This is a genomic window from Reyranella sp. GW821-FHT14A01 (genome assembly GCF_058803965.1).
Genome location: NZ_JBXAPM010000034.1, coordinates 14,905 through 28,220 on the forward strand (window position 1 = coordinate 14,905; position 13,316 = coordinate 28,220).

Sequence of the window (13,316 nt, forward strand, 5' to 3'; positions counted from 1 at the left end):
CGTGATGTCGCTGTTTGATTTCTATCTTCGTGAAGCTAACCAGCCCTTCGTCGCCAAGGAACCTTTAGTCCAGTTTCGGACAATCGGGGTGTCGATCGCCGCCACCAGCGCATGGAGCGTTCTCCGCCGCGCACCGGATACGCTTTCAACTCGCGCCCGAAGGCGTCTTTCTGAAAGTCCTGCCTCAGTCGGGCGCGAAAGGCCGTCGAAACTTGCCGTCGATCAGCCGCTCGTACTCGGCCTCGCAAACGCCGTAGGAGCCGGAGGCGAGTTCAATCAGGCCCCTTCGTTCAACGACGTGCAGGTTGTTTCGCGTCGACTTGATGAGGTGCCGCCCTTCCAGAAGGTGAAGAGCCTCGGTGATCCCCTGACGCCGCACGCCGACCATCAATGCGATGAATTCATGCGTGACCGTCAGGTCATTGCTGGAAAAGCGATCGTGGGACATCAGAATCCAGCGTGCCAAGCGCTCCTCAATGGAAGCATGGCTGTTGGTGAGCGCGGTCTGGCTCGTCTGCACCATGAAGACGTGGGCATAGCGCAGCAGAAGCGCGCGCAAGCTGCCGCTGCTTCTCATGGCCTGTTTCAGGTCGGCAGCCCCAATGCCCAAGGCGCTTCCTCCCGATTGAACCAGCGTATGATTGGCTGCCTGGCCCGCCTCCAGCAGGAGATCGAGACCTGTCATCCCATCGTTGCCGACGACGCCAATGCCAATTTCACGACCGGGCGACCGCGCCACCACGGCCGCGAGCCCGGTCTCGATGAAGTAGGCTTGTTCGGTCGGAGCCCCGGCGGTTTCCAGGCGATGCCCTGGCGCCAACTCGAAGCCACTCAAAGCAGGACGCAACAAATTACGGTCGGTGGGCGACAGCACCCGCAGTAGCCGATTGTTCTGGAAGTAATCCATGTAAACCTTCCCGGAGCGGGCGGCCTCAAAGAGGCCCCTGCGTCAACATGCGGTTGAACAACCGGCTCCTCCTGATTGGCCGAACCGGACAACTGGTGCGCGTCAGGCGCCGAGAGCACCCTGTCGATCTGCTCGTGGTGGTGCCGTCCACCACCTGAATTGATCTAAGGCGTACGCTCGACACGCCGTCGGGGGCGTTCGATCTCGAGCGTCCAATCCGAGAGAAGATGGGGCATATTGAGATAGGCGCCGTCAAAGGCGGCCAGAAGGGCGAGACGAGTTCTGTCCACTACTCTCATCCTGCGCCCCTCCTTCACCAAAAGGCCTCGTCGTTGAAGCTCGTTGAATGTGCGGTTGACGTGGACGATAGAAAGGCCCGCCGCATCGGCCAGGTCTATCTGCCTGAACGGAACGATTGCGCTGGTGATGCCGACCATTCCCTGCTGGGCCAACTGTTCGCACAGGAGATGGGCGATACGCTGCAGTGCAGGCTGTCGTCCAACGGTCAGCAACCTGTTCCGTAACATGGCCGCTTCCAGCATCGTGCTGCGCCACAAGGCCAAGCCCAATGATGGATAGTCTGATACCAGTCGATCCAGCTCGCTGTGATCGATGATGCCGATCCTGCAGTCTGAAATTGCGGCGACAGCGACGTCATGGTTTCCACCTGGCAGCACATGCCGGTTGAGGTCGCAGAAGTCTCCCGGATACTGAAAAGCATATATCTGCCGGTCGCCGTTTGGCAGCCGCTCGTACATGCATGCAATACCGTCCAACAACACGGTTGAATGACTCGGTGAGCTGCCGGGGGCAATAATGTCCTCAGATCGTCTGCTGATGGTTGTGACGGCGATCCGATTGAGAACAGCCTCCACTTCGGCTTCTTCCACCCCGAAACTCTTTAGTTTACGCCTCAGGTGATCAAATCCCAGCCGATTTGATCGTTTCCTCTGTTGGGCTGCAGCTGAGATTCTCATGTCGGCAGCTCAATCTTGAGCCCACGAAGAGTCTCAGAAAGGGTGTTGCGCGCCGATCTCCGGTGCCGAATGACGAGAATCGACTGAATCCCGCTCAACTGCTGCTCGCCCCGTTTCGAGCGCGCGATATCTGCGGGCCTGGGCAAGCAAAGCGCGGTTTTCTCTCGAAGATCCTCGCAAAGCACTTCGAAGAGCGTGTTGCGGGCAGCAAGTACCGTCACGCTCATAGCTTCCCCGGCAGTCGGGCTGAAAGTTCAGTTTTGCACGATTTCGGACAATTGTCTGTTTGTTGACGAACTATAAAACGGTAACTTTACCGGCATACAGCCGCACTGCTTAGGCTCCCTGGGTACAATCGCCAGTTGAGGATACTCGGCTACTGCTACCCCTGTCCCATCTTCGCGAAGAGCGCTGCGGCTTGCTCTTCGAGAGAAAGTCGGGCGATGCGCTTGAGAGCTTCTCCGGCGGATTTAGAGGCCGTGACAGGAGCTGCGTCAGGGCGCGAAGGCGGGTGTAATTCAGCGACACGTCCTTGTCGCGAGGTGCGCAGAAGGGGTTGCGGCGCCCTTTTCATAAAGCCGACGGAGTACTGTTTGTTCCGCAATACCGCTGGCGCAGCTTCCGCTTCAGTGAAGGCTGTTCGGAGGGATGGACTTGAGGGTCGGCTCGATCATCGGAGGTCCCCTCGTGAGAGCCAATAGTCAATAGCCCAACGGCTCAATACGGAAAAAGTTGCACGAAACCAGACAGAGGGGGGCCATCAGTGAAAGGCGGAATCCACGAACGGGTGCCGTTTCGCGCCCTGCTCAGTCCTCGTCCTGCCACCTGCGCAGATTGGTCTGGGCATGATAGGCCATGCGGTCCGGCGTGGTGATGAATTCCATCGTTGTGCCCCACGGCATGCGGCAATAGCAGACCTTGTTTCCAGGACCTTTCTCGGTTGCATAGGGAATAGCGCGCGGCGCGGTGAGGGGGGTGCCTCCGGCCTTCTCGAAGCGCTCGACCGATGCATCGATGTCGTCGGTGTAGAGAGCGAAGTGCGTGATGCCGAAGTCGCTCGCTCGGATCGGCTGGGCTTGTTCCGGGCCATGCATTTCGAAGAGTTCGATGTCAGGTCCGGTTCCGATCTTGACCATCGCCTGCGCGCGCACGACCGTTCCGGGAAAGGCGCCAACGGCCCGCTCGAATTCGGGTCCCTGCCGCGGCGCATCCTGCGGTTCGAAGGACTGGTAGATTACCTGGCCGCCAAAAGCTTCCACCAGGAACGATTTCGCGGCTTCGATGTCGGGCACCGTGATGCCGATATGATTGACGCCCCGAATGACGGGTGCGGTCATGACAGTTTTCCTTTCCTACTTAATCGATCCACTGTGATTGCGGGCGCAAAGTTTCAGTTGGGCTTGAGGAAATCGATCAGAGCGGCCGCCACTTCGTCCGGCCGCTCGTCCGCGACATAGTGGCTACAACGCGCGATCGAGCCGCCTGTCACATTGCTGGCGAACTCCTTGAGCATCGGGACCATATGCGCACCGAACCGCTGGTCCCCACCCAGGCCAAGCACCGGTTCTCGAGTGGTTGCCTCTTGTACTCGAGCGTGGCCAATCGCAGGGTCGTCGAACGCGCAGGAAAGAAGGGCGAACTCGCCAAGTCAAAAGTCCAAGGACTCGCCACTCTCATTGATGCACTTCTGCTCGGGCTATCGGTTCAGGCTCGTGATGATGTTCCTCTCGTAAGCATCCACGCAGCTATCGACACGGTGTTGGATCACTGGGATCGATCAAACTGATGCTGGGCTGGCCCACTCAGCTAGCGATGTAATCCCACGGCCTCTGGCTTTGACCCAAGAGGGTACCGACGCGCCGAAGTTGGTCGATTGGGTGGTCGGAATATATGTGCCTGAACTGACTCGCAGAGCAGCTCAGGCCATGGAAAATGGCGGACCCGCGAGATTCGAACTCACGACCTCTGCCTTCGGAGGAGCCGGCGCCCCGTCAGCCGGATTGCCGACCAGATCTGGCCAGACACGAGCGACCGATCTCGAAACGCAATGGCACGCACAATGGGTGCAGGCCGGTTGGCCATCATCGCTTTCGAACGGCGGTTCCACGGTTCGGGGGCCCGATACACACCTCTGGCCAACCGCGGTCGCGATGCTTTAACAATCCTGGCAAGCCACTCAGGGCATCATATCTCGAGGAAATCATCGCTCATGCAACTCGATAAGACAGTGGCCGCGGTCGTTACGGGCGGCGCGTCCGGCCTCGGCGCCGCCACCTCGCGCATGCTTGCCTCGTACGGCGTGAAGGTCGCGATCTTCGACCTCAATGAGGAGCAGGGCGAGACGCTCGCCAGGGAAATCGGCGGCGTCTTCTGCAAGGTCAACGTGACGTCGACCGAAGAGGTCGAGGCCGGGTTCGCGAAGGCGCGGGCGGCCAACGGGCAGGAGCGCATTCTGGTGAACTGTGCCGGTGTCGGCGGCGGTGCGCAGAAGACAGCATCGCTCGACCGGACGACCGGTGCTCCCAAGGAATATCCCCTGGAGAACTTCGAGCGCATCATCAACGTCAATCTCATCGGCACGTTTCGCTGCATCACCAAGTCGGCGGCGGGCATGCTGACGCTTGCGCCGCAGCCCGACGGCGATCGCGGCGTGATCCTCAACACCGCATCGGTCGCGGCCGAGGACGGCCAGATCGGCCAGGTCGCCTATACCGCCTCGAAGGCCGGCGTCGTCGGCATCACGCTCGTGGTGGCGCGCGACCTCTCCAATGACGGAATTCGCTGCAACACGATCCTGCCCGGCATCTTCGACACGCCGCTGCTCGCGCGCGCGCCGGACAACGTCAAGGCGGCGCTGGCTGCCTCGGTGCCGTTCCCCAAGCGTCTGGGACGCCCCGAGGAATATGCCCAGGTCGCCCATACGATGATCACCTGCGGCTACTTCAATGGCGAGGACGTACGCGTTGACGGCGCCATCCGCATGGCGCCACGCTGAGCCGGGAACCGGGAAAGGACGAAGCAATGACCGAAGCATGGATCATCGATGCCTGCCGCACGCCCCGCGGCGTCGGCAAGGCGGGCAAGGGCGCGCTGTGGGAGATTCATCCGCAACAGCTCGGTGCGACCGTTCTCAAGGCGCTCGCCGAACGCAACAGGATCGACACGAAGGAAGTCGGCGACGTGATCTGGGGGACGGCCGCCCAGGTCTCGAAGCAGAGCGGCGATCTCGGCCGCATGTCTGCCCTCGATGCCGGCTATGACGTCAGGGCGAGCGGCATCACGATCGACCGTTTCTGCGGTTCGGGCATCAGCGCCGTGAGCCTCGCCGCCGCCTGCATCAAGTCGGGCATGGAAGACCTGGTGGTCGCCGGCGGTACCGAGATGATGTCCATGGACCGCAGCCGCGGCAGCGGGCCGCCGGTCATGGACAACGGCAATCTGCGCCTGCGCCTGCATCATCCCCAGACGCACCAGGGCATCTGCGCCGACGCCATCGCCACCTTGGAGAAGATTCCGCGCCAGGCGCTGGACGAGGCGGGCTATGTCAGCCAGCAGCGCGCGGCGACCGCGATCGCCGAGGGCCGCTTCGACCGGTCCCTGATCCCCGTCTACAAGGAAGACGGCACGCTCGCCCTGGATCGCGAGGAATATCCGCGTCCGCAGACGACGCGCGAGGGCCTGGCGAACCTCAAGGCCGCCTTCACGGCGATGGCCGACGTCCCGCTCGACGACAAGGGCATGACCTATCGCTCGCTGATCCTGCAGGCCTATCCCGACCTCAAGATCGAGCATGTCCATCATGCCGGCAATTCATCCGGCGTCGTCGACGGCTCGGCCGCCGTGCTGCTCGCATCGCCTGACTACGCCAAAGCCCATGGCCTCAAGCCGCGCGCCCGCGTCGTTGCCATGGCGAACATGGGCGACAGCCCCGAGCTGATGCTCAATGCGCCGGTGCCGGCGGCCAGGAAGGTTCTGGAGAAGGCCGGTCTCAAGAAGAGCGACATCGACCTCTGGGAAATCAACGAGGCCTTCGCCGTCGTCTCGGAGAAGTTCGTGCGCGATCTCGATCTCGATCGCGACAAGGTCAACGTCAACGGCGGCTCGATCGCGCTCGGCCACCCGATCGGGGCGACCGGCGCCATCCTGATCGGGACCGTCCTCGACGAGCTCGAGCGGCAGAACAAGCAGTTCGGTCTCGTCACGATGTGCGCCGCCGGCGGCATGGCGCCGGCGATCATCATCGAGCGCATCTGAGAAATCCCTCGACGACCTGAGGGGCGACGGGACATTCCCCGTCGCAGGATGGCACGTCGGGCCCGCTCAAGCGTCGCCCTCACCCCGCCCGGCTGAAGGTCATCTCGCAACGAATGTGTGAGAAGACCGATGCCGGGGAGTGCCCGAATCGTGGTCGGCAACGGGAAAAGCGGGGTGCACTACGACAAGGCCGCATTGATTGCGGCTGTGACCGGTCAAACCGGGGTGCGGGAGGATATCCGCAGTCTTCTGCGCGAATGGCGGACCCGGCGAGATTCGAACTCACGACCTCTGCCTTCGGAGGGCAGCGCTCTATCCAGCTGAGCTACGGGTCCAGCGCGGCGGAACATACCGGAGGGGCCTCGGCTGCGCAACGCGAGCGCGTCAAAGCCCGGAGACCCCGTGAGGTTGAACCCCGAAGGGTGCCTGTTAATGTCGTTGTCTCAAATCCGCCCTACGCTATTCCTGCGTAGTCAGTGAGTTTACCGGGGGAGGTCCTCATCGTGTCCGATCATGCGCTCCGTCACGCCGTCAACATCAAGGCCGATGCCGCGAAGGTCCATTCGGCGCTGACGACCCTGGACGGCCTCAAGGGCTGGACCATGGCGGAAGTCTCCGGCGGCAGCGGCGTCGGCAGCCAGTGGACGCTCAAGTATGCCGACGGCCCCACCTTCGTCTGGGAGGTCGCGTCCCAGGGGGCGGACAGCATCGTCTGGAAGTGCATCAAGGGGCCGGGCGATGCGGCCGGCACCAGCGTCTCGTTCAGCCTGGGCAAGACGCCGCACGGGCGGGTCCATCTCACCTTCGCCCATTCCGGCTGGCCCCATCAGAAGGGCAATTTCGAGAAGTGCAATGCCCTGTGGGGCATGATGCTGCATCACCTCAGGGCCTTCGCCGAGCACGGCAAGTCCGCGCCCGCCTATTCCTGATCTTCCTTTTCTGGCGGGTAAGACAATGCAGCAGTCCCTTTCCGAGTTCGTCGACGCCATGGACAAGGCGGGCTTCCTCGTCCGCATCAAGGACGAGGTCCGCGTCGACCAGGTTCCGAGCCTCATGGAGGCCAATCCGACCAAGGCCGTCCTGATCGAGAAGATCAAGGACACCGAATTCTCGGTGCTGGCCAACGCCTATTCGAACCAGGACATGTTCGCCTGGGCCATGGGCTGCGACAAGACGCGGACCGGCCTCGAGATGGTCGCGCGCTCCAAGGGCCGCGTGAAGTGGGAGACGGTGACGACGGCGCCCTGCAAGGAAGTGATCCTGAAGGGCGATGACGTCGACCTCACGCGCCTGCCACTGTTCCTGCATCACGACCGCGACGGCCACGCCTACACCAACGACAATCTCTTCATCAGCAAGCACCCCGACACCGGCGTCTACGATTGGGGCATCTACCGCTCGATGTTCCGCTCGAAGAACGAGAAGTCGGTCGACATGACCTGCACCTCGCATCGCCAGCGCATCCATGCGATGGCGGCGGCGGCGAAGGGCCAGAACCTCGAGGTCGCGATCGTGCTGGGCGGTCCGACCATCGACAAGATCTCGGCGCTGGTCGGCGTCACCGCCGACACCGACGATTTCGAGGTGCTCGGTGCCTTCTACGGCGCGCCGGCGAAGATGATCAGGTGCGAGACCATCGACGTGATGGTGCCGGCGAACGCCGAGATTGTGCTCGAATGCGAGCTGATGGCGCTCGAGGGCCTGGTCTTCGACGAGGGTCCGTACGGCGAGTTCACCGGCATGTACGGCGGCGGCATCAAGCACAATTATCGCCTCAAGGTTAAGGCGATGACCCACCGCAAGGGCGGCATCTTCCAGCACTGCACGATCGGCGGCCTGCACCCCTGGTACACCGACAACATGCTGCAGCTGCCGGCGATCGAGGCCGACCTGTTCAACGGCCTGAAGCAGGGCGGCATCGACGTGCGCGAAGTGCGCTGCCCGCTGGGCGGCCTGTCCAACATCGCCTACGCCAAGATCCATCCGCTGGGCGCGGGCGATTCCAAGCAGGCGCTGGGCATCATGCTGACCTGCTCCAAGCAGGGACTGCCGAAGATCGCCATGGTGTTCGACACCGATGTCGACATCTGGGACGACCAGGCGGTGCTGGCCGCCATGGCCTATCGCTACATGCCGGACAAGGACACGGTGCGGCTCGACGGGCTCAACACCATGACCGTCGATCCCAAGAGCACGACCTTGGGCATCTCGTCGAAGATCGGCATGGACTGCACCGTGCCGCTGGGACCGGAATGGAACCCCAACGAATTCGTGCGCAGCACCGTCACCGACCTCGGCGATCCGCCCGCCGGGCTGAAGATCATGACGGAAGAAGAGCTGACCAGGGACATGGAGGCGTTTATCGGTAAGGAGCCGCGCGCCTGGTACGACATCCTGAAGCAGTATCACGGCCAGCCCTATCCGGTGCTCTACCGCGCGTTCGGCAACCTGCGGCACAAGCTCGGCCGCGCCAACGATCCGCCGTGGTATCGTTACACGCTGTCCGAGACGCCGTTCTCGTGGGAGGCCAAGCCGCAGCCGCTCCATCACTCGGACCCGCGCCACATCAAGACGGGCGGCTGAGGCACCTCAAATGGCAGCAAGCGAACCCGTGCGGCGCATGGTGGTCGGCATCACCGGCGCCTCGGGGACGGTCTACGGTATCCGCGTGCTGGAAGCCTTGCGCGCCCTGAAGATCGAGAGCCATCTCGTGATCTCCAAGGCCGGCGATCAGACGCGCTCGCTCGAGACCGACATGTCGGCGTCGGAGCTGCGCGCGCTGGCCGATCACGTCTACGCGCCGGGCGATATCGCCGCGTCCATCTCGAGCGGCTCGTTCCAGACGATGGGCATGATCGTGGCGCCCTGTTCGGTGCGGACCCTGAGCGAGATAGCAACCGGCGTGACGTCGAGCCTCGTCGCGCGCGCGGCCGATGTCTGTCTGAAGGAGCGCCGGCGGACCGTCCTGATGTTCCGCGAGACGCCGCTGCATGCCGGCCACATCAAGAGCATGCTGGCCGTCACCGAGATGGGCGCCATCGTCGCGGTGCCGTCGCCGGCCTTTTATACGCGACCGAAGACCGTCGACGAGATCGTGACGCATTCCGTGGCGCGCGTGCTCGACCTGTTCGGCCTCGACACCAAGACGTTTCCGCGATGGACTGGCCCCTCCGGCGTGGAGAAGCCCGCCGTTGCCAAGCGCAGGAGGGGTAAATGATGCTACGACGCCTGACGATCGCTGCCCTGCTGACCGTGGCAGCCGGCCCCCTCGCGACACTCCGGGCCCAGCAGCCGACGGACGATGTCAGCGTCACCGAGTCGGAGCCGAAGGCCAACGCCCGTATCGGCCGCAGGAGCAGCGCTTTCTTCGTGCGGTTCGACCGGCCGGTCGACCACGTCAAGTCGACCCTGGTCATCAAGCAGGGCGACAAGGTGATCGAGCGCCTTCACCCGCGTCTCGAATCGGCACCGCAGGTCCTGTTCGCGTCGGCGCCGACCCTGCCGCCGGGCGACTACATGCTGCACTGGACCGTGATCACGCTTCAGGGAACGAAAGCCATCTCGGGCGATATTCCCTTCCAGGTCTCCGACCAGCAATAGGTCCTGCGTGCGGTCCGCTCGCTCAAGTCACCTTGAGGATCCTGCGGCCTGCGAAGATCGCGAGAAACGCCACGGCCACGCCCAGCGCCGCCTCGACCACCCGGTCGATCAGGATGGGGGGCCACGGTGCGCCGACGCTGAGGTTGCTCATGCCGATGGCCAGCGGGCAGAAGAAGAGCATGGCGACGCCGTAATTGCGCGATACCGCGATCTGCGCGGCGGCCTGGCAGGCGATGATGATCGCGATCAGGGCGAGATGGTCGGGATTGAACGAGAACAGCACGCTCGCGATCGCCACACCGCCCACCGTCCCCAGCATGAGCTGGATTGCGCGGCCCCACACGTCCTTGGCGGCCAGCGCCGGCATCAGCGCCGCGACGGTGACGGCGGCCCAGTAGGGACGGCCGATGCCCAGGACAAGTGCCAGCACCCACGCCGCCAGGATGCCGAGCGTGGCGGCCGCCAGCAGGACCAGATGCTGGCGATGGTCGAGATCGGCGTAGCCCGCAGCGAGGCGGCGGCGCCATCCGTCGGGCTTTGGTTCGCCCGGAGGCGCACCGATACGGTGGAGCAAGGCTACCAGCACGGAAAAGGACGCGCCGCCCGCGCCGACGGCGATGGCGAGCGGCAGGCGGTCCCAGCTCGTGGGGATGCTGGCGATGATCAGCAGCACCAGCACGAAGAACATCTCTCCGCGTGGCACCCAGCGCATCGCGGCGCCGACCGTGACGGCGGCGATCACCGTGATCGCCAGCAGGATGCCCAGCACCGTGAGAGACGCGTACGAGGCGGACCAGGCCAGGGCCGCCGCCATTGTGAGCACGAGGCCGGCGCCCGCGACCGCCTGGCTCTCGACACGCCGCTTCGCAGGCTCGCTGCTGCCGTAGAGCATCGCCAGCCCGCCGAACGCCGCATAGACGGCGAGGTCGAGGCGGCCGATGGCTTCGAGCGCCAGCAAGGGCAGGCCGACCGCCACGGCGACGCGCACGGCCGCCTCGATGTCGTGGCGATGGATACCGGCAAGAAATTTACTCATCGCGCTTTGTACTTGTGAACCGTCAGGAAAGATTGACCATGCCCTATCAAGATTTGCGCGCCTTCCTGACGGCTTTGAAGGATGCCGGTGAGCTCGTCGAGATCGCACGCCCCGTCTCTCCTAAATATGACATCGCCAAAGCCCTCGCCAAGACCAGTGCAATGCAAGGGCCGGCTCTCCTGTTCACGCAGACCGGGACGGACTTCCCGCTGGTGGCGGGCGTCTACGGCAATCGCAGGCTCGCGCTCAAGGCGTTCGAGGCAACCGAGCAGACGATCCACGAAAAGGTGCTCAAGGGCATCAACAATCCGATCGCACCCGTGGATTTCAAGGGTACGCCGCCCTGCCAGGAGATCGTGCTGACGGGCGATGCGATCGACGTCACGAAGCTGCCGGTGCCGATCTATAGTCCGAAGGACGGCGGCCCCTACATCACCGCCGGCATCGTCGTGTCGGAGAATCCCGAGACCGGCATTCCCGACATCGGCAACTATCGTTTCCAGATCCATGGGCCGAAGGAACTGGGTGTGTTTTCCGCGCCGAACCATCGCTTCGGCAAGAACATGGCGCATGCCATCGCTATGGGGAAGGAATTGCGCGGCGCCATCGTCATCGGCGTCGATCCGTTGATCATGTATTCCGGTCAGGTCCAGTCGAACGATTCGACCAACGACTGGTTCACGTCGGGCGGCCTGCGCGGTTCGCCCGTCGAGCTGGCCAAGGCGGTGACCAACGACATGAAGGTGCCGGCCTGGGCCGAGATCGTGATCGAGTTCACCGTCGATACCAGGACCGAGAAGATGGAAGGCCCGCTCGGCGAATATACCGGCTACTACACCCCGGCTTCGCCCAAGCCGGTCGCGCGCATCACCGCGATCACACATCGCAGGAACGCGATCTTCCAGGGCCTGCTGACCGGCAAGCCGATCACCGAGAACCATGTCCTGAAGCAGATCCCGTTCGAGACCTCGATCCTGCGCCAGCTGCAGGCGCAGTTCCCGACGATTTCGGATATCTCGATCAACAGCTCGGGCGGCGTGCAGACCTATGTCGTGATCGCCATGAAGCCGCGCTACGAGGGCGAGGCGCGCCACGCGATTCTCGCGGCGATGGCGGGCAACCTGCATCCGAAATGGGTGATCGTGGTCGATCCCGACATCGACATCCGCAACTCGGCGGAGGTCGAGTGGGCACAGTCGTTCCGGGTGAAGCCGAGCCAGGACGTCTTCATCGTCGACCGCACGGCCACCGCACCGCTCGATCCCTATACCAACGGCGGCTACTCCTCCTCGGTCGGCATCGATGCCACCAAGCCGTTTGGCGAGGAATTCCCGGACGTCTCGGAAGTGCCCGACTGGAAGGATTTCCCCCTACCGGAGCTCGACGGCGTGTCGCGCAAATAGCTTCCGCCGGACTTGGCGGGACGGCCTATTTGGGCGACATTCCGCGCATAAACCGGGAGGAATGACATGACTGACCAGAACCGCCGCGGCTTCGTCCGCGCCTCGGGCGCCGCCGCCGTGCTAGCCACGCTGGGCCTCGCCGGCCGTGCGGGCGCGCAGGGTACCCAGCTCGAGAACGTGCGCATCGTCACCGGCTTCACGCCGGGCGGCACGTCCGACACGCTGTGCCGGCGCGTCGCCGAGGGGATCAAGGGGAGCGCCTATACCAAGGCGGCCATCGTCGAGAACAAGGCCGGCGCCGGCGGCCAGATCGCCATCCAGTCGATGAAGGGTGCGGCGACCGACGGCAGCGTGATCCTGCAGACGCCGGCGTCGATGCTGATGATCTATCCGCACATCTACAAGAAGCTGGCCTACGACGCCTTCACCGACGTGACGCCGGTGACCCTGGCCTGCACCTTCGACTTCGGCTTCTGCGTCGGTCCCGCGGTGCCCGACAGCGTGAAGAACATCCCGGAGTTCCTGGCCTGGTGCAAAGCCAACCCGGACAAGGCCAACTACGGCTCGCCGGCGTCCGGCTCGGTGCCGCACTTCATCGGCGTGCTGCTGGGCCAGGCGGGTGGTGTCGAACTGAAGCACGTCGCCTATCGCGGCACCCAGCCTGCGGTGCAGGACATGGTCGGCGGCCAGATCCAGGCCGTCTCGGGCCCGGTCGGCGAGTTCACCCAGCAGGTCGCCGCCGGCAAGGCGCGCTTCCTCGGCGTGTCCGGCGAGACCCGCAGCCGCTTCGCCCCCAACGTCCCGACCTTCGCCGAGCAGGGTTACAAGGACCTGGTCTTCTCCGAATGGTTCGGCTTCTTCGCGCCGGGCGGCACGCCGGCGCCGGTCGTGAGCCGAGCCAACGAAGCGCTGCGCGCCGCCCTCGCCCAGAAGGACGTGATCGACGGCCTCGCCGTCATGGGCCTCGAGGTGAAGTCCTCGACCCCGCAGGAACTCGCGACGCTGCTCAAGGAGAGCTACGACCGCTGGGGCCCGATCGTGAAGAAGATCGGCTTCACGGCGGATTCCTGACCGCGACCTATCGGAGGAGCGCGCCACTCCAGTGGCGCTCATGATCATGAAGCGCCACTGGAGTGGCG

At 63.8% G+C, this 13,316-nt stretch carries 12 protein-coding genes, 1 tRNA gene and 1 pseudogene; 8 read left to right on the forward strand and 6 right to left on the reverse strand.

Annotated elements, in window-relative coordinates; translation table 11 throughout:
• Window positions 1-184: 184 nt before the first annotated feature.
• From AC1ROX_RS31475 to AC1ROX_RS31490, 4 genes and pseudogenes are all read right to left on the reverse strand, one after another.
• Window positions 185-907: a Crp/Fnr family transcriptional regulator gene (locus tag AC1ROX_RS31475; RefSeq protein WP_493132867.1), complete on the reverse strand. Its 723-nt coding sequence runs from the start codon at window positions 905-907 to the stop codon at window positions 185-187.
• 164 nt (window positions 908-1,071) lie between these two features.
• Window positions 1,072-1,797, reverse strand: coding sequence for a Crp/Fnr family transcriptional regulator (locus AC1ROX_RS31480; protein ID WP_493132869.1), 726 nt, complete (start codon window positions 1,795-1,797; stop codon window positions 1,072-1,074).
• 893 nt (window positions 1,798-2,690) lie between these two features.
• The gene (locus AC1ROX_RS31485) at window positions 2,691-3,221 is read right to left on the reverse strand and encodes a VOC family protein (protein ID WP_493132871.1); all 531 of its coding nucleotides are present in this window, start codon (window positions 3,219-3,221) and stop codon (window positions 2,691-2,693) included.
• Window positions 3,222-3,274: 53 nt separating this feature from the next.
• A pseudogene (locus tag AC1ROX_RS31490) lies at window positions 3,275-3,483 on the reverse strand (alpha/beta fold hydrolase); the annotation flags it as partial.
• Window positions 3,484-4,093: 610 nt separating this feature from the next.
• Here AC1ROX_RS31490 and AC1ROX_RS31495 point away from each other — a divergent pair.
• Both AC1ROX_RS31495 and AC1ROX_RS31500 read left to right on the forward strand, forming a co-directional pair.
• Complete coding sequence (locus AC1ROX_RS31495) at window positions 4,094-4,879, forward strand: SDR family NAD(P)-dependent oxidoreductase (RefSeq protein WP_493132872.1); 786 nt, start codon at window positions 4,094-4,096, stop codon at window positions 4,877-4,879.
• Window positions 4,880-4,905: 26 nt separating this feature from the next.
• Window positions 4,906-6,138: an acetyl-CoA C-acetyltransferase gene (locus tag AC1ROX_RS31500; protein WP_493132874.1), complete on the forward strand. Its 1,233-nt coding sequence runs from the start codon at window positions 4,906-4,908 to the stop codon at window positions 6,136-6,138.
• A 258-nt stretch (window positions 6,139-6,396) separates the two neighbouring features.
• Here AC1ROX_RS31500 and AC1ROX_RS31505 read toward each other — a convergent pair.
• Window positions 6,397-6,473, reverse strand: a tRNA-Arg gene (locus tag AC1ROX_RS31505).
• Window positions 6,474-6,641: 168 nt separating this feature from the next.
• Between AC1ROX_RS31505 and AC1ROX_RS31510 the strand changes: the two genes are divergently transcribed.
• The 4 genes from AC1ROX_RS31510 to AC1ROX_RS31525 are packed head-to-tail and all read left to right on the forward strand — an operon-like array spanning window position 6,642 to window position 9,738.
• Window positions 6,642-7,067, forward strand: a complete 426-nt coding sequence (locus AC1ROX_RS31510) for an SRPBCC family protein (RefSeq protein WP_493132876.1) — start codon at window positions 6,642-6,644, stop codon at window positions 7,065-7,067.
• A gap of 25 nt (window positions 7,068-7,092) precedes the next feature.
• A complete protein-coding gene (locus tag AC1ROX_RS31515) occupies window positions 7,093-8,721 on the forward strand; it encodes a UbiD family decarboxylase domain-containing protein (protein ID WP_493132877.1) in 1,629 nt (542 codons plus the stop codon).
• Between the two features lie 10 nt (window positions 8,722-8,731).
• Window positions 8,732-9,355: a UbiX family flavin prenyltransferase gene (locus AC1ROX_RS31520; protein WP_493132879.1), complete on the forward strand. Its 624-nt coding sequence runs from the start codon at window positions 8,732-8,734 to the stop codon at window positions 9,353-9,355.
• Window positions 9,352-9,738 (forward strand): copper resistance protein CopC, encoded by a 387-nt coding sequence (locus tag AC1ROX_RS31525; RefSeq protein ID WP_493132881.1) that lies wholly within the window; start codon window positions 9,352-9,354, stop codon window positions 9,736-9,738. Before AC1ROX_RS31520 ends, AC1ROX_RS31525 begins: the two co-directional genes overlap by 4 nt.
• A gap of 22 nt (window positions 9,739-9,760) precedes the next feature.
• On the opposite strand, the gene AC1ROX_RS31530 is transcribed toward AC1ROX_RS31525, so the two are convergent.
• The gene (locus AC1ROX_RS31530) at window positions 9,761-10,774 is read right to left on the reverse strand and encodes an FUSC family protein (protein WP_493132882.1); all 1,014 of its coding nucleotides are present in this window, start codon (window positions 10,772-10,774) and stop codon (window positions 9,761-9,763) included.
• A 38-nt stretch (window positions 10,775-10,812) separates the two neighbouring features.
• On the opposite strand from AC1ROX_RS31530, the gene AC1ROX_RS31535 reads away from it, so the two are divergent.
• A complete protein-coding gene (locus AC1ROX_RS31535; RefSeq protein WP_493132884.1) occupies window positions 10,813-12,177 on the forward strand; it encodes a UbiD family decarboxylase in 1,365 nt (454 codons plus the stop codon).
• Window positions 12,178-12,243: 66 nt separating this feature from the next.
• Entirely contained in the window at window positions 12,244-13,248 is a 1,005-nt protein-coding gene (locus AC1ROX_RS31540) for a Bug family tripartite tricarboxylate transporter substrate binding protein (protein ID WP_493132886.1), read from the forward strand.
• Window positions 13,249-13,316 lie beyond the last annotated feature (68 nt).